Consider the following 19902-nt stretch of genomic DNA (forward strand, 5'->3'; position numbering starts at 1 on the left):
CGGTCCGCTGGCTCCGCACTTTAGACGGTCCGCTGGACCTGCATAACGCGTCGGCGGAGCCAGAAGCGCCGGCAGCCGCCCATGTAGAGCTTGCTGCGCTCCAGTTCCCACTTGCCGTATTCGGAGTGTTCCACCAGGCGGCGGCGCGCCTCAGGCAAGGACTCGTTGGGACTTACCGTCAGTACGAGGTACTCGTACTGCCTCAAATAGTCCCGTTCCCGCTGGACCGAGCTGGTGAGAAATTGTTCCTTCATTGCTCTCCATTTTCGTCCTTTTCCCGCTAACGTGAAGTCATGAGCATCGATCCGCGTGTCGCGCTTTCGTCCCTGACCACCGCTTTGGAAGAACACCTTATAGCAGCATCGAACCGCCGCGGAGACGGTGACCCCTCCGTGGAGGCAGCCTTTTTTGCAGTGGCAGATGCATTCGAAGTTTATGAAGACGCCCTCTACGAGGCCTACAACGAAGTGACCCCGCTTCAGGTCTTCGACGACGAGGATGATGAAGACGAAGACAGCGACGTGGACGACGAGGATCTGGAGATCGTCGAAGAGTAGGCCAGGCTTCCAAGCAAACTATGGCGCGGCGGACACGTCTTCCAGTGCCCGTGCAATTTCAGGCGGCAGCGGAGACAGTTGGGCTTCGAGGGTTTCCTTCAGCTGGACAGGCGTCCGGGGCCCCACCACTGCGGTAGCCACTCCGTGTTGAGCCAGCAGCCAGCTCAACGCCACGTCCTGCGGCGTCCTGCCCAGGCCCTTCGCGGCGGTGCACACCGCTTCCACGGTGCGGGACGGCCGTTCCGCCAGGTACGGCTCAATGGAACCGGAGCCGGTTACCGACGCGCCGCGCGAACCCGAAGGAATGCTGCCCCGGTACTTTCCGGTGAGTACGCCACGGCCTAGGGGTGCGCAGGCCATCAGGCCCATGCCGGCGTCCTCCACGGCCGGGATTAATTCGGCCTCGGGACCGCGGTTCAGGAAGGAGTATTCAGCCTGCGCCGCCACGAGGGGAAAGCCTGCCAGGACTGCTGCCTTGGCCGCCTGCCACCCGGTGTAATTGGAAATGCCGGCATACCGGGCGCGGCCGCTGCGGACCGCGAACTCGAGGGCGGACAGGGTCTCCTCAAGCGGGACGTTCCCGTCCCAGGCCTCGGCGAACCAGATGTCCACATAATCGGTGCCCAACCGGGCAAGGCTCGCGTCGAGGCCGGTGAGCATCGCATTCCTGGACGTGTCGACGCCGCGCCGGCCATCCGGCGTCGTCATACCGGCCTTCGTTGAGATGGTCAGCCCGGTCCGGGAGACCACATCGCCCAGCAGCGTACCCAGCATCGCTTCGGACCGGCCGCCGGCATACGAGGCCGCCGTGTCCACGTGCCGTCCGCCGGAATTAAGGAAGGTCCTCAGCAGCTCCGAGGCGTCCTGTTCGTCGGTTTCCCCGCCCCACGTCATGGTGCCGAGCGATAAGGCTGAAACCCGCAATCCACTGTTGCCGACGTAACGCTGCTGCATAGCAGCAAGCTTACGGGCAGATACACCCATGCCCATGCCGTAGGGTCTTAGCGTGAACTGGTTTGAGGTGGCCCTGCTGGGCCTTGTGCAGGGACTGACCGAATTTCTACCGATTTCATCAAGCGCGCACCTGCGGATCGTGGGGCAGTTCCTGCCCAACGCGGAGGACCCCGGGGCGGCATTCACGGCCATCACCCAGCTGGGGACTGAAACGGCCGTCGTTGTCTACTTCTGGCGGGACATTGTCCGCATCGTGAAGGCATGGGCCGGTTCGCTGGCCGGAAAGGTGTCCCGGCAGGACCCGGACGCCCGGATGGGGTGGCTGGTCATCCTGGGCAGCCTTCCCATCATTGTCCTTGGGCTGCTGTTCCAGGACCAGATCGAATCGGTGCTCCGCAGCATGTGGATCGTAGCCACCATGCTGATCGTCTTCGGCCTGATCCTCGCCGTGGCCGACGCCGTGGGAAAGCAGGAACGGGACCTCACCCAGCTGACCTACAAACACGGCATCCTCTACGGGTTCGCCCAGGCCATGGCCCTCATTCCCGGCGTGTCCCGCTCCGGCGGAACCATCACCGCCGGCCTCCTCATGGGCTACACCCGCGAAGCGGCCGCCCGGTACTCCTTCCTCCTGGCCATTCCTGCTGTCTTTGGCAGCGGTCTGTACCAGCTTTACAAGGTGGTATCCAAGGACGGGATCACAGGCCCCTACGGACTGCCCGAAACTGCGTTGGCCACAATCATCGCCTTCGTGGTGGGCTACGTCATCATTGGCTGGTTCCTGAAGTTCGTCTCCACCCGCAGCTACCGGCTGTTCGTCTGGTACCGGATTTTCCTGGGCCTTGCCCTGTACCTGCTCCTCGGTTTCGGCGTCATCAGCGCCTAGCACTAGGCTTGGTCTGTGAAATCCTGGACTTCCCGCCCCGTTCAAACCCTGCCCGGCACCATGCCTGCCATCCGCTTGTTCGATACCGCAGCCGGCCATGAGGTGGCGCTGGAGTCCGGGGACAGGCCTTCGATGTACGTCTGTGGCATCACGCCCTATGACGCCACGCATATGGGCCATGCGGCCAGCTATGTCGCCTTCGACCTGCTGAACCGCGCCTGGCGGGACGCCGGCAAAGACGTGGACTACGTCCAGAATGTTACGGACATCGATGATCCGCTCCTGGAGCGCGCAACGGCCACCAACGTGGACTGGCGTGAACTCGCGCAAAGCCAGATCGATCTCTTCCAGACCGACATGGAAGCCCTGAACGTCCTGTCACCGGACCATTACGTAGGGGCAGTGGAGTCCATCAGCCTCATCGTGCCCGAGGTGGAACGGCTGGTCAGCCAAGGCCTGGCCTACACAGTTCCCGGAACCAACGGCGAACCCGACGGAGACGTCTATTACGACGTCGAAGCCGCCGGAAAGCAGTCCGTTGCCCCCGATGCGTGGAGCCTTGGTTCCATTTCGGGACTGTCCGAAAGCGAAATGCTGGAACTTTTTGCCGAACGCGGCGGAGACCCCGGCCGGTCCGGCAAGCGGCAGGCGCTGGATCCCTTGCTGTGGCGGGTGGCGCGGGAGGGCGAACCGCACTGGCCCGGCGGAAGCCTGGGCGACGGCCGACCCGGCTGGCACATCGAGTGCACCGTGATCGCGCAGAAATACCTGCCCGCACCTTTTACCGTCCAGGGCGGCGGCTCCGACCTGATTTTCCCGCACCACGAGATGGGTGCCGGGCACGCTTATTCGCTCGCCGGGGTACCCCTGGCCAAGCACTACGCGCACGCCGGCATGGTGGGCCTGGATGGCGAAAAGATGAGCAAGTCCAAGGGCAACCTGGTGCTTGTCTCCAAGCTCCGCGCAGCGGGGGAGGATCCCGCGGCCATCCGCCTGGCGATCCTGGCCCACCATTACCGGTCGGACTGGTCCTGGACGGACGAGGGATTCGCCGCAGCCAAGGCAGACCTGGCCGCCTGGCGCCGCGCCCTTGAGCACGCACCGCAAGGGTCCGCCGCGCCCTTGGTGGATGAGATGCGCGCCGCACTGGCAGCCGACCTGGACGCACCCGCGGCCGTCGCGGCAGTGTCGCGCTGGGCAAGGCAGGCGAACGACGGCGGCGCTCCGGCCAGCGCTTCGGACCGGACCTTGGTGAGGGACGCCGTCGACGCCCTCCTCGGGGTTCAGCTATAGGCTTCCACGCGCCGTTGCTAACGAAGAAGGAGCCCTGCCGGAGTATTCCCGGCAGGGCTCCTTCGTCAGGTCAGGGCCTGTCCTGGCCCCGCCGCTTAAGGTAACGCTCGAACTCCCTGGCGATCGATTCGCCGGTGGCCTCCGGAAGGTCGGCCGTATCCTTGGCCTCTTCCAGCTGCCGGACGTAGGCCGCGATCTCCGGGTCCTCGGTAGCCAGTTCGTCCACGCCGCGCTCCCAGGCGTCCGCTTCCTCGGCGAGCTCGTGGGTGTCCAGTGGCACCTGCAGCAGCTCCTCGATGCGGTGCAGAAGTGCCAGCTGGGCTTTAGGGGACGGCGCCTGGGCCACGTAGTGCGGAACGGCGGCCCACAGCGACACGGTGGGAAGCCCGGCCAGCAGCGCCACCTCCGACAAGACGCCCACGATGCCTACCGGTCCCTCGTACTGCGACGCTTCAAGGTTCATGCGCTCCCGCAGCGGAGCATCATCCGACGACGTGCTTACCGGTATGGGCCGGCTGTGCGGAACATCGGCCAGCAACGCGCCCACCAGCACCACGTAGTCCACGTTCAAGGCTTCGGCGTGCACCAGCAGTTCGGCCGTGTAGGCCCGCCACTTGTAGGACGGTTCGGTGCCCTGGACGAAGATGACGTCCACATTCGAATTGGGCGCACTGGCTTTATAGATCCGGGTGGAAGGCCATTTGATCTTCCGTTCTCCGGCCGCGTTCCTGCGCACCGTGGGTCGGGTGAATTGGAAGTCGTAATATTCGTCGGCGTCGATGGACGCTACCTTCTTGCCGCCCCACAGCTTGTTGAGGTAACGCAGCGAGTCGCTTGCGGCCTCCCCGGCGTCGTTCCAGCCCTCAAAGGCGGCCAGCATCACCGTGACTCGCTGCCCCCCGGCAACTGGCTGCAGGAACCGTTCCCGCTCGGGCCCGGCACCCGTATCGGCGGTGTCTCCCTCGAAGCTATTCATTCCATCACCCTACGTCCAAGGAGTGCGCGCGTGCAGGGAATGAAGCGCCACAACATCGGCAACCGCCAGCCACCACAGGGTCAGCGGCCGCATATTCGCCAAGGGCGTAGCCCTCAGGGTCCGCCCAGCATGTCCCCGTAGACTTGGGGGCATGCAACATGAAGGCTCCGAATCACCGCTTAAAGCCGTCCTCTGGGACATGGACGGAACCATTGTGGACACGGAGCCGTACTGGATTGCCGCCGAGCACGCGCTGGTGGAAGCCCACGGCGGCACGTGGTCCCACGAGCAGGCCATGCAGCTGGTGGGGCAGTCCCTGACTTTCTCCGCCGGCCTCCTCCAGAAGGCCGGCGTTGCCCTCAGCATCCGGGACATCATCGACCACCTCACCGCCGAGGTCGTCAGCAGCGTACGGCGGGAGGTGCCGTGGCGGCCCGGCGCCCGCGAACTCCTCGAAGACCTCCACCTCGCCGGTATCCGGTGCGCCCTGGTCACCATGTCAGAGGGGCCGCTGGCCCGCCAGGTGGTGGAGAGCCTTCCCCGCCAGTATTTCGAAATCCTCGTCACCGGCGACACCGTCAGCCGTGGTAAACCTCACCCGGAGGCGTACCTGACCGCCGTCGAACGGCTTCGCGAAACGGACCCGCACCTGCACCTGGGTCACTGCGTGGCACTGGAGGATTCGGCTCCCGGCGTCGCCGCCGCCGTTGCCTCCGGGGTCACCACGGTAGCCATTCCACACATTGTCCCGTTGCCCGAGCACTCGCATTACACACTGTGGGACACGTTGGCCGGACGTTCCCGCACGGACCTCGAGGAACTCCTCGCCGCCGCGGACACGGCAAGCCCTGCTGACGGGCCCGCAGCCGCCGTCGGGACAACACCGTGACGGCGCCGGCGCCCGGAGGGCCCGGGATGCGGGAACCTGCGGCACCGGAACCTGCGGCACCGGGCCGCCGCGAAGGAATCCCGTTGGGCCGGATCGCCGGCGTGCCGGTGGTCCTCGCATACTCCTGGTTCATCATTGCCGCGTTTACCGTGATCGTTTACGGGCCGGTGCTGCACCGTAATTACCCACATCTGGGCACCGGCGCCTTTGTTGTCGCTTTTGGCTATTCGGTCCTGTTGCTTATCTCAGTCCTTGTGCACGAGCTGGCCCACGCCCTGAGCGCGAGAGTCTACGGCTGGCCCACGCAGAAAATCGTCCTCAACCTGTGGGGTGGACATACGCAGTTCGAGAGCTTTACTGCTTCCCCCGGACGTTCCGTCGTGGTTGCCTTGGCCGGACCGGGGGTCAACTTCGTTCTTGCGGGAGCTGGGTGGCTGCTTCTTCCTTATCTGCCATCGGACAGTGCCGTTGGAATCCTCAACAACATCTTCATGTGGGCCAACTTTCTCATCGGCGCTTTCAACGTACTCCCCGGCCTCCCGCTGGACGGCGGCCGCCTGGTCGAGTCGGCCGTCTGGAAAGCAACCGGCAGCCAGGCGAAGGGCACGGTAGCCGCAGGATGGGCCGGCCGCATCATCGTGGTGGCGCTGGTGGCCTGGTTCATTTTCCGGCCCATGTTAGCCGGGAGCGATCCGGACTTCGTGATGGTCATAATCACCGTACTGGTCTGCAGCTTCCTGTGGATGGGAGCTTCGGCCTCCATCCAGCAAGGCACCCTCCGGGCCCGCCTGCCGCTGGTAACGGCCGCGGGACTTTCCACTCCAGCCATCGCGGTTCCCGCCACCGCTTCTGTTCGGGATCTCCTGGGCCACGGTGCGGCGGCCCAAGCGTCGGTGGTTGTCTGCGGCCCCGACGGCAGGCCGCAAGGGGTCGTTGATCCGGCCGCCCTGGCAACAGTTCCCGAAGCAGCCGCGGGATCCACTCCGGTCACCGCCGTCGCCTTCGCACTGGCCCCTGGCGCCTACGTCCCGGAATGGTCGAAGGGGCAGGAACTCATCCAGTTCCTCGCCCAGGTTGAGGGCAAGCACTACGCCGTCGTGGACCATAACGGGGTGGTGACCGGGCTGCTGACGCAGGATGCCGTCCTCGCCGCCATCACCGGCAAGAACCGGCGCCCCCGCCAGGCATAGGTAACCATGCGGCCCTCCCGCGAGCAGTGGAGCGGCCGGAACCGGTAGAGTTACCTGCCGGTGTGCCATGCCGCCGAGGCAACTACCAGGCAGCCATGCGCAGGCACCACAGGTTTACAGGAGCGAGGAACATCATGAGCAGCGAAACCGCCGTCAACGGCGCCACAGCAGCAGGGGCCGGTGGGGCAACCAGCGGTTCGCAGCCCGTCGGCGCCGCGCGGCGCCGCGGGCCTTTCCGCGAAGGCGAACGCGTCCAGCTGACCGACGAGCGGGGCCGGATGAACACCGTCACCCTTGAACGCGGCGGAGCCTTCCACACCCACCGGGGCTTCCTGAACCACGACGACATCATCGGAAAGGCGGATGGTTCCGTTGTAGTGAACAACGTGGGCCAGCAGTACCAGACGCTGCGCCCCCTTCTCTCGGACTTCGTCCTGTCGATGCCGCGCGGCGCCGCCGTCGTCTACCCGAAGGACGCCGGGCAGATTGTCACCATGGCAGACATCTTCCCCGGCGCACGGGTCGTTGAAGCCGGCGTCGGCTCGGGAGCCCTGTCCATCTCCCTGCTCCGCGCCGTAGGCGACCAGGGCTACCTGCACTCCTTCGAACGCCGGGAAGAGTTCGCGGACATCGCCCGCGGCAACGTGGAGACAATCTTCGGCGGCCCGCACCCGGCCTGGCAGATCTCCCTGGGGGACTTCCAGGAAGAGGTGGTCCGCAGCGAAGCTCCCGGTTCCGTGGACCGCGTGGTCCTGGACATGCTGGCACCCTGGGAGTGCCTCGACGCGGTCGCGACGGTCCTCGCTCCCGGCGGCGTCTGGATCAACTACGTAGCCACCGTCACCCAGCTGTCCCGCACCGCGGAAGCCATCCGCGCCGACGGCCGGTTCACCGAACCGGACGCCTGGGAATCAATGGTCCGAGGCTGGCACCTCGAAGGCCTTGCCGTACGCCCGGACCACCGCATGGTGGCACACACCGGCTTCCTGCTGGTCACCCGGCGGCTCGCCGACGGCGTCACCGGCATCTCCGTCAAGCGCCGGCCGTCGAAGACTGAATTCAACGAAGACGACGTCAACGCCTGGACTCCGGGTGCCGTAGGGGAGCGCGCCGTATCTGACAAGAAACTTCGGCGCGCAGCCCGGGATGCGATCGCCGGGACCAACGTCAAGGACACTCCCGAGGTCACGAACTAGTCCACATTTCGGGAGTCTCCATCCCTAGCTGCCCTCTTGGGACTAATGTCTTAAGAGAAGAGCAGGAAGGGGCTGATGCATCATGGAGACACCGAACCAGGACTCCGGACGTACACCGGCAGAGCAATTTGCCGCCAATGACCTCTCGGTTGCCGACCGTCAGGTCAACATCCTCCGGGACAAACTCAGGCACATCGACCGCCAGTTGGCTGCGGCAACGCAGAACAACACCAAGCTGGTCAGCATGCTTGAAACCGCGAAGGCGGAGATCCTCCGCCTTAAAAACGCGCTGGACCAGGAAGGGCAGCCACCGTACAGCTTCGGTACCATCCTGCAGCTGAACCCGCGGCGCCAACCGGCCCCGGGCAACAGTGGACAGGCAGCCACGGAGGAGTCCGCGGACATCTTCAACGCGGGCCGGAAGATGCGCGTAGGCCTCAGCCCCCTGGTGAATATCAACCAGCTCGCCGTGGGCCAGGAGGTCCTGCTGAACGAGGCGCTGCTGATCGTGGCGGGCCTGGGCTACGAACGTGCCGGTGAGTTGGCCACGCTCAAGGAAATGCTTGGAGCCGACCGGGCACTCGTGGTGGGCCGGGCCGATGAGGAACGGGTGGTCCGGCTCTCGGGTGCCCTGCTTACACAGAAACTCCGGGTTGGTGATGCCCTGTCTATCGATTCCCGGACAGGGTACGCACTCGAGAAGGTGCCCCGCTCCGAGGTCGAGAACCTCGTCCTCGAGGAAGTTCCGGACATCACTTACGAGGATATCGGCGGCCTGGGCCCGCAGATCGAACAGATCCGCGACGCCGTGGAACTGCCGTTCCTGCACCCCGATCTCTACCGTGAGCACGGGCTGAAAGCACCGAAGGGTATCCTCCTGTACGGCCCTCCAGGCTGTGGCAAGACCCTGATCGCCAAGGCGGTGGCCAACTCGCTGGCCGCCCGTGCGGCTGAACGCTCCGGCAACGTGGACCTGAAGAGCTACTTCCTGAACATCAAGGGCCCGGAACTGCTCGACAAGTACGTGGGCGAAACGGAACGCCACATCCGGCTGATCTTCGCCCGCGCCCGGGAGAAGGCGTCGGATGGCAGCCCCGTCGTGGTTTTCTTCGACGAGATGGATTCGCTGTTCCGGACCAGGGGCACGGGCATCTCATCCGACGTCGAGACCACCATCGTCCCGCAGCTGCTCAGCGAGATCGACGGCGTGGAACGGCTGGACAACGTGATCGTGATCGGCGCCTCCAACCGAGAGGACATGATCGATCCCGCCATCCTCAGGCCGGGCCGCCTTGACGTCAAAGTCAAGATCCACCGCCCCGACGCCGAAGCGGCAGCGGACATCTTCAATAAATACATCACTCCGGATCTGCCCTTCCACGAGTCTGACCTTGCCGAGCACAACGGCGACGTACAGGCCACGGTGGACGCCATGGTGCAGCGGACCGTGGAGGCCATGTACTCCACCGACAAGTCCAACGAGTTCCTTGAGGTGACCTACGCCAACGGGGACACCGAGATGCTGTACTTCAAGGACTTCAACTCCGGCGCAGTCGTCCAGAACGTGGTGGACCGTGCCAAGAAGTACGCCATCAAGGATTTGCTCACCAGCCAACAAAGGGGGCTTCGGATCGACCACCTGCTGCGGGCCGTGGTTGATGAGTTCCGCGAGCACGAGGACATGCCCAACACCACCAACCCTGATGACTGGGCAAGGATCTCCGGCAAGAAGGGCGAACGGATCACCTACATCCGGACGATTGTCCAGGGCAAGGCCGGGCAGGAACCCGGCAAGTCCATCGAAACCACGCCCACCACCGGACAGTATCTGTGACGGCTGCACCGGAACCGGCGGGCGGGGGAGGCCTGCCCGCCGGCGGCGCCATGCGGGTCATGGGCGCGGAAACCGAGTACGGGATCCACGCTCCCACTGCCCCCACGGCCAACGCCACCATGATGAGTGCCCGGGTGGTCCAGGCGTACGCCCAGGTCACCCGGCAGCGCGCAGCTGGCGGAGCGGAAACCCGCTGGGATTACACGGATGAAGAACCGCTGCATGACGCCCGCGGCTGGACTGTGGACAGGGAATCGGCCCATCCCAGCCAGCTCACTGACCAGCCGCCAGTCCTTGATGCCGAAGCGGTGGCGCTGGCATACGGACGTGAGGACCTGGACCTCGATGGCCAGGACGAGTCCGGATCCCTCCTGATGAACATGGTCCTGGGCAACGGGGCACGGCTCTACGTGGACCATGCGCATCCCGAGTACTCCAGCCCCGAGGTCACCAACCCCAGGGACGCCGTGGCCTGGGATGCTGCAGGGGACCTCGTGGCACTGGCAGCGGTCCGCCGGCTCGCCGCAGACCCGGACCTGCCGCCCGTTAATCTTTACAAGAACAACACGGACAACAAATCGGTGTCCTACGGCTCCCACGAGAACTACCTCATGCCACGGTCGGTTCCCTTCGCCGACATTGTCCGCGGGCTGACGCCCTTCTTCGTGAGCCGGCAGGCCGTATGCGGCGCCGGACGCCTGGGCATTGGCCAGGACAGTTCGACGGCGGGGTACCAGATCAGCCAGCGCGCGGACTTCTTCGAAGCCGAGGTGGGGCTGGAGACAACCATCCGCAGGCCGATCATCAACACCCGGGATGAACCGCATGCCACGGCGGACAAGTACCGCCGGCTCCACGTGATCATTGGCGACGCCAACCTCAGCCAGGTCTCCAACTACCTCAAATTCGGAACCACTGCCATGGTTCTAAGCCTGATTGAAGCCGGTCTGGCACCGAAGATCGAAGTGCACGAGCCCGTGCGGGCGCTGCAGGCAGTCAGCCATGACACCTCCCTGACCGCCACCGTGCGCCTGGTGGACGGCCGGCGGGTCACCGCCCTCGATCTGCAGTGGATGTACCACGAAGCGGCGGCAAAGCTGGCCCAGGACACCGGTGTGGGCGACGCCGTGGATGGTGACGGCCATACCCACGAGGTCCTTAAACGCTGGGCTGAAGTCCTCACGCAGTTGGACAGCAACCGGGCCGCCGCGGCGGCCTCTGTGGAATGGCTTGCCAAGCTTTCACTCCTGGACGGTTACCGTCAGCGTGATGGGCTGGAATGGGATGACGCAAGGCTGGGACTGGTGGATCTTCAGTGGGCCGACATCCGTCCGGAAAAGGGCCTCTACTACCGGCTCCTGGCACGGAACCGGATGCAGCGCGTGGTGGAGGACGCTGCAATCTCGGCAGCTGTGGGGAAACCTCCCGCGGACACCCGGGCGTTCTTCCGCGGCAAGTGCATCAGCAGCTTCGGCAAGGATGTAGTGGGGGCCAGTTGGGACTCCGTCATCTTCGATGTTCCAGGCTACGGGCGGCTGCAGCGGGTGCCTACCCGTGAGCCCCTTCGCGGCACAAAAGCCCTGACGGGGGCCCTTTTTGAGCGCTATCGCGAGGCCGGTCCGTTCCTCGGTGAACTGCTGGGACACAACACCGCTCCGCCTGCGGCGTAAACCGCACGGGACGCCCCGGGGCGTGGCAGGATGGGCATATATTGGTGGATCTGCCGGATCCGCCGGCAACAAAAGGGAAGGGATAGCAATGGCAGGCCAGGAGCAGCAGCAGCCGCAATCACGCGACAGCCAGGTCGACGAAGACATTCCCGAGGCACCGCCCGCACCGCCGGAGGCGCAGGCCTCGGCATCGACCGAAGGCGTGGACGATTTGCTCGACGAAATCGACGGCGTTCTCGAATCGAACGCCGAGGAATTTGTCCGGGCCTTCGTCCAAAAGGGCGGCCAGTAACCCGGACCCCGGATGGTGGCGGAAGCCGCGGACGGCCGGAATCTGTACCGACGTTGAACACCACGTTTTAGGAGTGCATGAGTGCAGGAATCAACCGCCAACAAGGTAGCCGCGAACGCCACCTCGTCATTCACCGAACACCTTCAGCGCGACCGGCCGGAGCTCCTGCCGTTCAACCGCTCAGGGCAGGGCGGCGCAACAGCTGCCGCCCCGCTCCAGGTGCCCCATGCCACCACCATCGTGGCCATGGGCTACAACGGCGGTGTGCTGATGGCGGGGGACCGGCGGGCCACCATGGGCAACGTCATCGCCAGCAGGCACATCGAGAAAGTGTTCCCGGCCGACCGTTACTCCGTGCTGGGCATCGCGGGCACCGCCGGCATCGCCATTGACCTCACTCGGCTGTTCCAGGTGGAACTGGAACACTACGAAAAGATTGAGGGAACCCTCCTCAGTCTTGAAGGCAAGGCGAACAGGCTGGGCGCGATGATCCGCGGAAACCTTCCCCTGGCGCTTCAGGGTTTGGCCGTAGTACCCCTGTTCGCCGGCTTCGACACCAGCGCCGGTGTCGGCAGGCTGTTCTCGTACGACGTCACCGGCGGCCGGTACGAAGAACATGAACACCACACGGTGGGTTCCGGGTCGGTCTTCGCCCGTGGAGCCCTCAAGAAACTTTGGCGCCCCAACCTCTCCGCTGAGGAAGCCGTCGCTGTGGCCATCGAGGCCCTGTTCGACGCCGCAGATGACGACTCCGCCACAGGAGGCCCGGATACCGTGCGCAGGCTCTGGCCCGTGGTGTACACGGTGGACAGCACCGGCACCCGCCGCGTGGCGGAAGAACAACTCGCCGCTGCCTCGCTGAGCGTCATCGAGGCCCGCACCATCGCCGGACGGGAGGCCTGATATGACACAGCAGTTTTACGTCTCTCCCGAACAGCTGATGAAGGACCGAGCGGACTTCGCCCGGAAGGGCATCGCACGCGGAAAGTCAGTTGTGGTGATCAGCTGCGAAGACGGGATCGCCCTCGTGGCCGAAAACCCCTCTCCCTCGCTTCACAAGATCGGTGAGATTTACGACAAGATCGCGTTTGCCGCCGTCGGCAAGTACAACGAGTTCGAAAGCCTGCGCCAGGCCGGCGTGCGTTATGCCGATGTCCGCGGCTACTCATACGACCGCGAGGATGTCACCGCCCGCGGGCTTGCCAGCGTATACGCCCAAAGCCTTGGCGCAGTGTTCACCGCCGAACAGAAGCCGTTCGAAGTGGAACTCGCAGTGGCCGAGGTAGGTGCCACTCAGGCTGAGGACCATTTGTACCGCCTCACATTCGACGGCTCCATCGCTGACGAACACAGCTTCGTGGTGATGGGTGGCCAGGCAGAGCGTGTCGCCTCAGCCATTGACCAGGGCTGGCGGGCGTCACTGGGTTTCCCGGACGCCGTCCGCCTCGCCCTCAACGGCCTCGCTCCGGCACCCGAGGCGGAAGATACGGCCAAGCCGGTCCCGGCACGTGCGATTGAAGTGGCGGTCCTTGACCGGCACTCAGAGGAAGTACGCGGCGCCCGCCGCGCCTTCCGCAGGCTCAACGACGCAGACATCACTGCATTGCTGGCGTAGGAGGAGAGATGGACAAGAGAATCTTCGGCATCGAAACAGAATTCGGAATCTCGTATTCAAGCCCCGATTCGAGGCCTCTTGCCCCGGAGGAGGTAGCCCGCTACCTGTTCCGCAAGGTTGTCAGCTGGGGCCGTTCGTCCAACGTATTCCTCACGAACGGTTCCCGGCTGTACCTGGACGTCGGATCACACCCCGAGTACGCGACCGCAGAATGCGACGATCTTGCCCAGCTCATTGCACATGACCGTGCCGGCGAACTCATCCTGGACGACCTCGTGGACGAAGCCCAGGCCCGCCTTGCCGCCGAGGGCTTCAACGGCACTGTCTACCTGTTCAAGAACAACACCGACTCCGCCGGAAACTCCTACGGCAGCCACGAGAACTACCTGATCCCGAGGCGGGGAGAGTTCTCCCGGCTCGCCGAGATCCTGATCCCGTTCCTCGTCACCCGCCAGCTCATCGCCGGAGCCGGCAAAATCCTCAAGACACCGCACGGGGCAACCTACGCCTTTTCCCAGCGGGCGGACCACATCTGGGAAGGCGTATCCTCCGCCACCACCAGGTCCCGCCCCATCATCAACACCAGGGACGAGCCACACGCCGACGCCGAGTTCTACCGCCGGCTGCATGTCATTGTTGGTGACTCCAACATGTCGGAAACCACCGCCCTGATGAAGGTGGGCACCGTCGACCTGGTCCTGCGGATGATCGAGGCCGGCGTCATCATGCGGGACATGCGGATGGAAAATCCCATCCGCAGCATCCGCGAGATCTCCCACGACCTCAGCGGCCGCGCGCTGGTCAGGCTGGCCAACGGCCGCCAACTGACCGCGCTGGAAATCCAGCAGGAGTATCTGACGAAAGTCACTGCCTTCGTGCGCGAACATGGTGCCCACAACCCCCACGTACCGCTGATCCTCGACCTGTGGGAGCGCACGCTCAAGGCCATCGACAGCGGAGATACACGCAGCATCGACACCGAAATTGACTGGGCTATCAAGAAGAAGCTCATGGACAGCTACCGCGAACGCCATGGCCTGGCTTTGGACGCGCCACGGATTGCCCAACTGGACCTGACCTACCACGACATCTCGCGGAGCCGGGGCCTGTACTACCTGCTGCAGTCCCGTGGAGCGGTCCGCCGCCTGGTGGACGACACCGTGATCAAGGACGCCGTGGACGCACCGCCGCAGACCACCCGGGCCAAGCTCCGCGGCGACTTTGTCCGCCGGGCGCAGGAGCTGGGACGTGACTACACGGTGGACTGGGTCCACTTGAAGCTCAACGACCGCGCCCACCAGACCATCCTCTGCAAGGACCCGTTCAGGAGTGTTGACGACCGGGTTGATGCCCTCCTTGACTCTATGGGCTGACACCCAGCTTCACGGGCTATTCTGGATAAGGCCCTTTTAAGGTGCCCGCAGCGATGCTGTCCGCTGCCATGCGGAACATCGCGTCCACCCTGCCCCGACGAAAGTTCTTTACGTGCGCCGACTACTAGCAATCCTCCTGCCCGGCCTGCTGCTGCTCACCGCCTGCGGAGGCTCGACCGCAGAGCCGGAACCCACCAGCCAGTCCGCTGGCGACACTGCCAAGTTCGACACCCTCAAGCTGACCGACAACGGGGACAAAAAAGCCCCTGGCGTGGACTTCCCCAAGCCGTTCGAAGTGGCTGAGCCCACCGTCAAGGTTGTCGCCGAGGGCACTGGCGACACCGTCAAGGCAAACCAGATCGCCAACATCTCGGTCCTCGCCCTCAACGGTGCAGACGGCTCCACGCTGGAAGACACCTTCCCCAGCGAGCCCGAACCCCTCGAGCTTAACGACGACCTCAAGACCAACAGCGCCGTCATCTACAACGCATTCGTGGGCGCGAAGGTCGGCTCCAGCATTGCACTGGCAGTGCCGGGACAGAAGAGTGCCCCCGCAGCCAGCCCGTCAGCCGGAGCCACCCCGACGCCGAGCGCCCCGGCCAGCCCCACCCAGCTCCTGATCATCAAGGTGCTCTCCGCCGGTGACCCGACTCCCGTACTGGACAAGCCCCAGGGCGAAACCGTAACCCCGCCGGCCGGCCTGCCCACCGTGACGGAAAAGGACGGCAAACCGGAAATCAACGTTGAAGGTGCAGCAGCCCCCACCGCGCTGGTCTCCCAGGACCTCATCAAAGGCACCGGGGCGACCGTCAAGGAAACTGACACCCTGACGGTGAACTACGTGGGCGTCAACCTGGTGGGCGGCACCAAGTTCGACTCCAGCTTCGATCGCGGCGAACCGGCGAGCTTTGGGCTGAACCAGGTCATCAAGGGCTGGACCCAGGGCCTCGCCGGCAAGACGGTGGGTTCCCGGGTCCTCCTGGTGATCCCAAAGGACCTGGCCTACGGTGACGCCGGCCAGGGCGAAGCCAAGGGCGATCTTGTCTTCGTAGTGGACATCCTCGGCGCCAAGTAGCCACACTTACAGACGTGCCGCGGCCAGTCCGCGGAATCAGAACCAGTATCCCCACAGCACAGATCAAAGGAGCAAGCATGTCATTTGGACAGCGGGATTTCGACCGTACCAAGCCTGAAATCGACTTCCCCGAGGGTGACGTCCCCACCGAACTCGTGATCACCGACCTCATCGAGGGCGACGGCCGCGAAGCCAAGGCCGGCGACACCGTCTCCACCCACTACGTGGGCGTTGCCTGGTCCACCGGCGAAGAGTTTGACGCCTCCTGGGGCCGCGGCGCACCGCTGGACTTCCGCGTGGGCGTTGGCCAGGTCATCCAGGGATGGGACCAGGGCCTGCTGGGCATGAAGGTGGGCGGCCGCCGCCGCCTCGAAATTCCCTCGGAGCTGGCCTACGGTTCCCGTGGCGCCGGCGGGGCGATTGCCCCCAACGAGGCCCTGATCTTCGTCGTGGACCTGGTCGGAGTCCGCTAGAACCCGCCGCAGACGCACGGCGCAGTTCCGCCGTCGGAAGCGCGGCAGCCCGCAGGACATCGGTCCCGCGGGCTGCCGCGCTTTCTGCGTTCAGGCGAGGACTTTAGTAACGTACACAGGGTGTCCCTCTCCCGAACTGAGCGCCTCCTGAACCTCCTGATCGCGCTGCTGAACACCCGTTACGGGCTTCGCCGCAGCGAACTGCGGCAGAAGGTCTACCACGACGAGTCCGGTAACGACGTCGCCTTTGGCCGGATGTTCGAACGGGACAAGAATGATTTGCGCCAGTTCGGCTTCGACGTTGAAACCCTGACGGACCTTGGCTGGAGTGAGGATGACCCCGCCACTACCCGCTACCGGATCGGCAAGGAATCCAACCGGCTTCCCGACGTCGAACTCGGCCCGGAAGAGTGGACAGTCCTGCTGCTGGCATCCCAGCTGTGGGAACGCGCAGCCCTCGGCACCGCTGCCCAGAGCGCGCTCCGCAAGCTCCAGGCGTCCGGGCGGATGGCCGACGTCGAGCTTCCCTCAGGCGTCCAGCCCCGCATCAGGCCGGCAGGCCAGGCATTCGACGACCTCGTGGCGGCCATGCACTCCAGGCACGCCGTGACCTTCCCCTACCTGGCCGGCACCACCGGCAAGGAAGAAGTCCGCACAGTTGAACCATGGGGCCTGGGCAGCCGCTTCGGGCAGTGGTACCTGATGGGTTTTGACAGGGCACGGCGGGAGCCCCGGCACTTCCGCCTGTCGCGCTTCACGGGTCCCGTCACGACGCTGCCGAAAGAGTCTTTCCAGCCACCGGCCGACTTCAACATCCGGCTTGAACTTGCCCGACTCCCGGAACTGCCGCTCCGCACCGCCGTAGTGGATGTCCGGGAAGGACGACTGCTGGCGCTGAGGGGCCGGGCAAAGGACGCCGGAGCCGAACGGGACACCGTGGTCCAAGAGCCTGCCGTGGGCTACGAACGCCTGGGCCTGGACTTCCGTGACCCCGAAGTCCTGGCCGAGGAGCTCGCGTCCTACGGTCCCGACGCTCTGCCGGTAGCCCCGGCCGAACTGGTCCGGGCGGTGGAGCGCAGGCTTCGCGCCGCAGCCGCCTTCAGTGCAGCACCTGTTCCTGAATATTCCTTCCCGGCCGCCCCCGCACGTAAGGTCCGCAAGGGGACGTCGGAGGAGCAGCTCAAACGCATGCTCCAGCTGGTCCCGTTCCTGGTCCACAACCAGGGACTGCACATCCACGATGTCGCGGAGCACTTCGGGGTGAGCCGCGCAGAACTTGAGGATGACCTGCGGATCCTCATCTGCTCAGGACTGCCCGAGGGCTACCCGGATGACCTGCTGGATATCCAGTGGGAAGACGACCACGTTTTCATCACCCAGGACCTGGACCTGAAGAAACCGGTTCGCTTCACCGTGGAGGAAGCCTGCGCGCTGCTCACCGGCCTCGAAACGCTGAACGGGCTGCCGGACGTCGCCGAGGGCGGTGCCTTGGAGTCGGTGACGCTGAAGCTGCTGGCAGCGGCAGGGGAGGAGGGCCTGCGCGCCGCTTCCCTGTCCGGTCCGGAAGTTGCACCCGGCGACGCAACAACGCACGCGACGGTGCGGGACTCCATCGTCTCCGGTGCTCAACTCCACCTCACGTACTTGTCGCCGCAGCGGGACGCCGTGTCCGAGCGCGACGTGGACCCGCTCAGGCTCTATTCGCTGGATAACACCTGGTATTTTGAGGCGTTTTGCCACCGGGTCAACGGGCTGCGGAACTTCCGCCTGGACCGGGTGCAGGATGTCCGCCCGAACGGGAATCCCACAGCGGGGGACAGGACGCCCGCGGAGGGTGTTCCGGCCAAGCTCTTCACCCCGAACGACGACGACACGACGGTTACCCTGCAGCTCACCAGGCAGGGCCGGGGCCTGGCGGAGGACTACTACGCCGACCGCACCGCAGACCTTCCCGACGGCGGTCTCGTGGCGGAGATACGGTTCGGAAACACCGGCTGGCTGCCCATGTTCGTGGCCCAGCACGGGGGAGCGGTCCGGATCCTCGAACCTGCCGGGCTGGCTGACACGGCCCGGGACTGGCTGGAAGCCGCCCTGGCACGGTACGGCGGCTAGACTTCTCAGCATGCCTTGGTGGTTCTGGATCCTGTTATGGGTGGCACTGGTTGCCGTGTCACTCCTCTTCTATTTCGTGCTGGGCGTTCGCCTGTTCCGCAAGTTCATGGCCACAGTCAAGGACCTTGGCGCCGCCGGCGACAAGCTGGGCCGCGTTGGCCCGCTGCCCGGGTCTGATCACCAGGATCAACAGCCCGGCACGACGCGTCCGGCCGCCGGCTCTGCCGTTTTTGCCTCGCCCGCCGACATGCGACATGATTACGAGGCATCCAAGTCCTCCCGCCGGGAAGAACGCCGCCTTCGGCGAGTGCAGCGCAAGAAGGACCGGGGCCAGCCGCAGGCTCTCACAGATCTCGACTTCACATAGAAGTAGGATGTTTTTAGAGGAAAGGATTTCCCATGGGAAGACTGTTTGATGGCCCCTGGCCCATCGTCATTATCATCGTTGTCGCACTGCTTCTCTTTGCCGCTCCCAAGCTCCCCGCCATGGCGCGCAGCCTTGGCCAGTCCATGCGGATCATCAAATCCGAGGTCAAGGAAATGAAGAACGACGGCAAAACCGAGTCCACCGACGCCTCCGGGCCGGTGGAGGGCACCATCGTGAACCACCCCAAGGCGAAGCCGGGAGAGCCGACCGACGGCACTGACGTTCCGCCGTCGAACCGCGCCTAAACCCCAGTGGCACTGAAGCGGGCCCGTAAAGCCAACCCAGAGGGGCGGATGTCCCTCTGGGACCACCTCAAGGAGCTGAAGAACCGGCTGATCAAGTCGGCCATCGGAGTCGTCATCGGCGGCATCGGCGGCTGGATACTTTACGATCCGCTGCTGAAGGCCCTGGCAGAGCCCGTCAACCGTATTTCAGACCAGACCGGTGGCCTCGCCGCCATCAACTTCGGCAGCATCGCGTCCCCGTTCGACTTTAAGCTCCAGATGTCGCTCCTCATCGGCGTGGTCATCTCCAGCCCCATCTGGATCTACCAGCTGTGGGCCTTCATCACCCCGGGCCTGACGTCGAAGGAGCGCCGCTACACGCTGGGCTATATGGCTGCGGCGGTTCCGCTGTTCCTTGCCGGGATCTGGGCCGGCTGGCTGGTGGTACCCCAGGTGGTCCACGCGCTGACGCAGTTCACGCCCGAAGGCTCATCCAGCGTCATTGATGCGCGAACCTACATCGAGTTCGTCACGCGCATGGTGCTGGTCCTGGGTATAGCCTTCCTGGTGCCGGTGGTACTGGTGGGCGTCAACATGGCGGGCATCCTGTCCGGACGCACCATCCTCAAAGCCTGGCGTATTACGGTCTTCCTGGTGTTCGTGCTGGCGGCCATCGCCGCACCCGGCGCCGATGCCATCTCCATGTTCATGCTTGCAGGGCCCCTCCTGGTGCTGTTCTTCGCGGCGATCGGTGTTTGCCTGATGAATGACAAACGCCGTGCGCGCCGCGAGTCGAAGGTGGCTGCCGAAACCGAGGCCACCGCAGACGTCGCAACCCCCAGCAGTGAACTGGGGAACCTCTAAGC

21 protein-coding genes are annotated in these 19902 nt (G+C 64.9%); 18 read left to right on the forward strand and 3 right to left on the reverse strand.

The window, feature by feature from the left end; translation table 11 throughout:
• Positions 1–20: 20 nt before the first annotated feature.
• Positions 21–254, reverse strand: a complete 234-nt coding sequence (locus UC32_RS11535) for a DUF5703 family protein (protein ID WP_045731363.1) — start codon at positions 252–254, stop codon at positions 21–23.
• A 39-nt stretch (positions 255–293) separates the two neighbouring features.
• Between UC32_RS11535 and UC32_RS11540 the strand changes: the two genes are divergently transcribed.
• Positions 294–557, forward strand: coding sequence for a hypothetical protein (locus UC32_RS11540; protein ID WP_015937103.1), 264 nt, complete (start codon positions 294–296; stop codon positions 555–557).
• Positions 558–575: 18 nt separating this feature from the next.
• Here the strand turns inward: UC32_RS11540 and UC32_RS11545 are convergent, their stop codons facing one another.
• Positions 576–1511 (reverse strand): aldo/keto reductase, encoded by a 936-nt coding sequence (locus UC32_RS11545; protein ID WP_045731364.1) that lies wholly within the window; start codon positions 1509–1511, stop codon positions 576–578.
• A gap of 52 nt (positions 1512–1563) precedes the next feature.
• On the opposite strand from UC32_RS11545, the gene UC32_RS11550 reads away from it, so the two are divergent.
• Both UC32_RS11550 and mshC read left to right on the forward strand, forming a co-directional pair.
• Positions 1564–2397 (forward strand): undecaprenyl-diphosphate phosphatase, encoded by an 834-nt coding sequence (locus UC32_RS11550; protein WP_045731365.1) that lies wholly within the window; start codon positions 1564–1566, stop codon positions 2395–2397.
• Positions 2398–2412: 15 nt separating this feature from the next.
• Complete coding sequence (gene mshC / locus UC32_RS11555; RefSeq protein WP_045731366.1) at positions 2413–3690, forward strand: cysteine--1-D-myo-inosityl 2-amino-2-deoxy-alpha-D-glucopyranoside ligase; 1278 nt, start codon at positions 2413–2415, stop codon at positions 3688–3690.
• A 70-nt stretch (positions 3691–3760) separates the two neighbouring features.
• Here the strand turns inward: mshC and UC32_RS11560 are convergent, their stop codons facing one another.
• A complete protein-coding gene (locus UC32_RS11560; RefSeq protein WP_015937107.1) occupies positions 3761–4666 on the reverse strand; it encodes a PAC2 family protein in 906 nt (301 codons plus the stop codon).
• Positions 4667–4817: 151 nt separating this feature from the next.
• Here UC32_RS11560 and UC32_RS11565 point away from each other — a divergent pair, with 151 nt between their 5' ends.
• From UC32_RS11565 to tatC, 15 genes are all read left to right on the forward strand, one after another.
• Positions 4818–5555 carry an HAD family hydrolase gene (locus UC32_RS11565; protein ID WP_052690572.1) on the forward strand — a complete coding sequence of 246 codons (738 nt, stop codon included), beginning with the start codon at positions 4818–4820 and terminating at the stop codon, positions 5553–5555.
• Between the two features lie 26 nt (positions 5556–5581).
• Positions 5582–6745 (forward strand): site-2 protease family protein, encoded by a 1164-nt coding sequence (locus tag UC32_RS11570; RefSeq protein WP_045731368.1) that lies wholly within the window; start codon positions 5582–5584, stop codon positions 6743–6745.
• 134 nt (positions 6746–6879) lie between these two features.
• Entirely contained in the window at positions 6880–7941 is a 1062-nt protein-coding gene (locus UC32_RS11575) for a tRNA (adenine-N1)-methyltransferase (protein ID WP_045731369.1), read from the forward strand.
• 82 nt (positions 7942–8023) lie between these two features.
• A complete protein-coding gene (gene arc / locus UC32_RS11580; protein ID WP_045731370.1) occupies positions 8024–9775 on the forward strand; it encodes a proteasome ATPase in 1752 nt (583 codons plus the stop codon).
• Positions 9772–11445, forward strand: coding sequence for a depupylase/deamidase Dop (dop, locus tag UC32_RS11585; RefSeq protein ID WP_045731371.1), 1674 nt, complete (start codon positions 9772–9774; stop codon positions 11443–11445). The genes arc and dop overlap by 4 nt, the downstream gene beginning before the upstream one ends.
• A gap of 88 nt (positions 11446–11533) precedes the next feature.
• Positions 11534–11737 carry a ubiquitin-like protein Pup gene (locus UC32_RS11590; RefSeq protein WP_015937113.1) on the forward strand — a complete coding sequence of 68 codons (204 nt, stop codon included), beginning with the start codon at positions 11534–11536 and terminating at the stop codon, positions 11735–11737.
• Positions 11738–11818: 81 nt separating this feature from the next.
• On the forward strand, positions 11819–12640 hold the full coding sequence (gene prcB / locus UC32_RS11595) for a proteasome subunit beta (protein ID WP_045731372.1): 822 nt from the start codon (positions 11819–11821) through the stop codon (positions 12638–12640).
• 1 nt (position 12641) lies between these two features.
• Positions 12642–13352, forward strand: a complete 711-nt coding sequence (gene prcA, locus UC32_RS11600; protein ID WP_045731373.1) for a proteasome subunit alpha — start codon at positions 12642–12644, stop codon at positions 13350–13352.
• 8 nt (positions 13353–13360) lie between these two features.
• The gene (gene pafA, locus UC32_RS11605; protein ID WP_045731374.1) at positions 13361–14725 is read left to right on the forward strand and encodes a Pup--protein ligase; all 1365 of its coding nucleotides are present in this window, start codon (positions 13361–13363) and stop codon (positions 14723–14725) included.
• Between the two features lie 112 nt (positions 14726–14837).
• Positions 14838–15800 carry an FKBP-type peptidyl-prolyl cis-trans isomerase gene (locus UC32_RS11610; RefSeq protein WP_045731375.1) on the forward strand — a complete coding sequence of 321 codons (963 nt, stop codon included), beginning with the start codon at positions 14838–14840 and terminating at the stop codon, positions 15798–15800.
• A gap of 77 nt (positions 15801–15877) precedes the next feature.
• Positions 15878–16273: an FKBP-type peptidyl-prolyl cis-trans isomerase gene (locus UC32_RS11615; RefSeq protein WP_015937118.1), complete on the forward strand. Its 396-nt coding sequence runs from the start codon at positions 15878–15880 to the stop codon at positions 16271–16273.
• A 120-nt stretch (positions 16274–16393) separates the two neighbouring features.
• Positions 16394–18385 (forward strand): helix-turn-helix transcriptional regulator, encoded by a 1992-nt coding sequence (locus tag UC32_RS11620; RefSeq protein WP_045731376.1) that lies wholly within the window; start codon positions 16394–16396, stop codon positions 18383–18385.
• A gap of 10 nt (positions 18386–18395) precedes the next feature.
• Positions 18396–18752 carry a hypothetical protein gene (locus UC32_RS11625; protein WP_045731377.1) on the forward strand — a complete coding sequence of 119 codons (357 nt, stop codon included), beginning with the start codon at positions 18396–18398 and terminating at the stop codon, positions 18750–18752.
• 32 nt (positions 18753–18784) lie between these two features.
• The gene (gene tatA, locus UC32_RS11630; protein WP_045731378.1) at positions 18785–19057 is read left to right on the forward strand and encodes a Sec-independent protein translocase subunit TatA; all 273 of its coding nucleotides are present in this window, start codon (positions 18785–18787) and stop codon (positions 19055–19057) included.
• Positions 19058–19105: 48 nt separating this feature from the next.
• Positions 19106–19900, forward strand: coding sequence for a twin-arginine translocase subunit TatC (gene tatC, locus UC32_RS11635; RefSeq protein WP_045731379.1), 795 nt, complete (start codon positions 19106–19108; stop codon positions 19898–19900).
• The last annotated feature ends 2 nt before the right edge of the window (positions 19901–19902 follow it).

The sequence above is a fragment of the Pseudarthrobacter chlorophenolicus genome, from assembly GCF_000962805.1.
GTDB classification, from domain to species: Bacteria; Actinomycetota; Actinomycetes; order Actinomycetales; family Micrococcaceae; genus Arthrobacter; species Arthrobacter chlorophenolicus_A.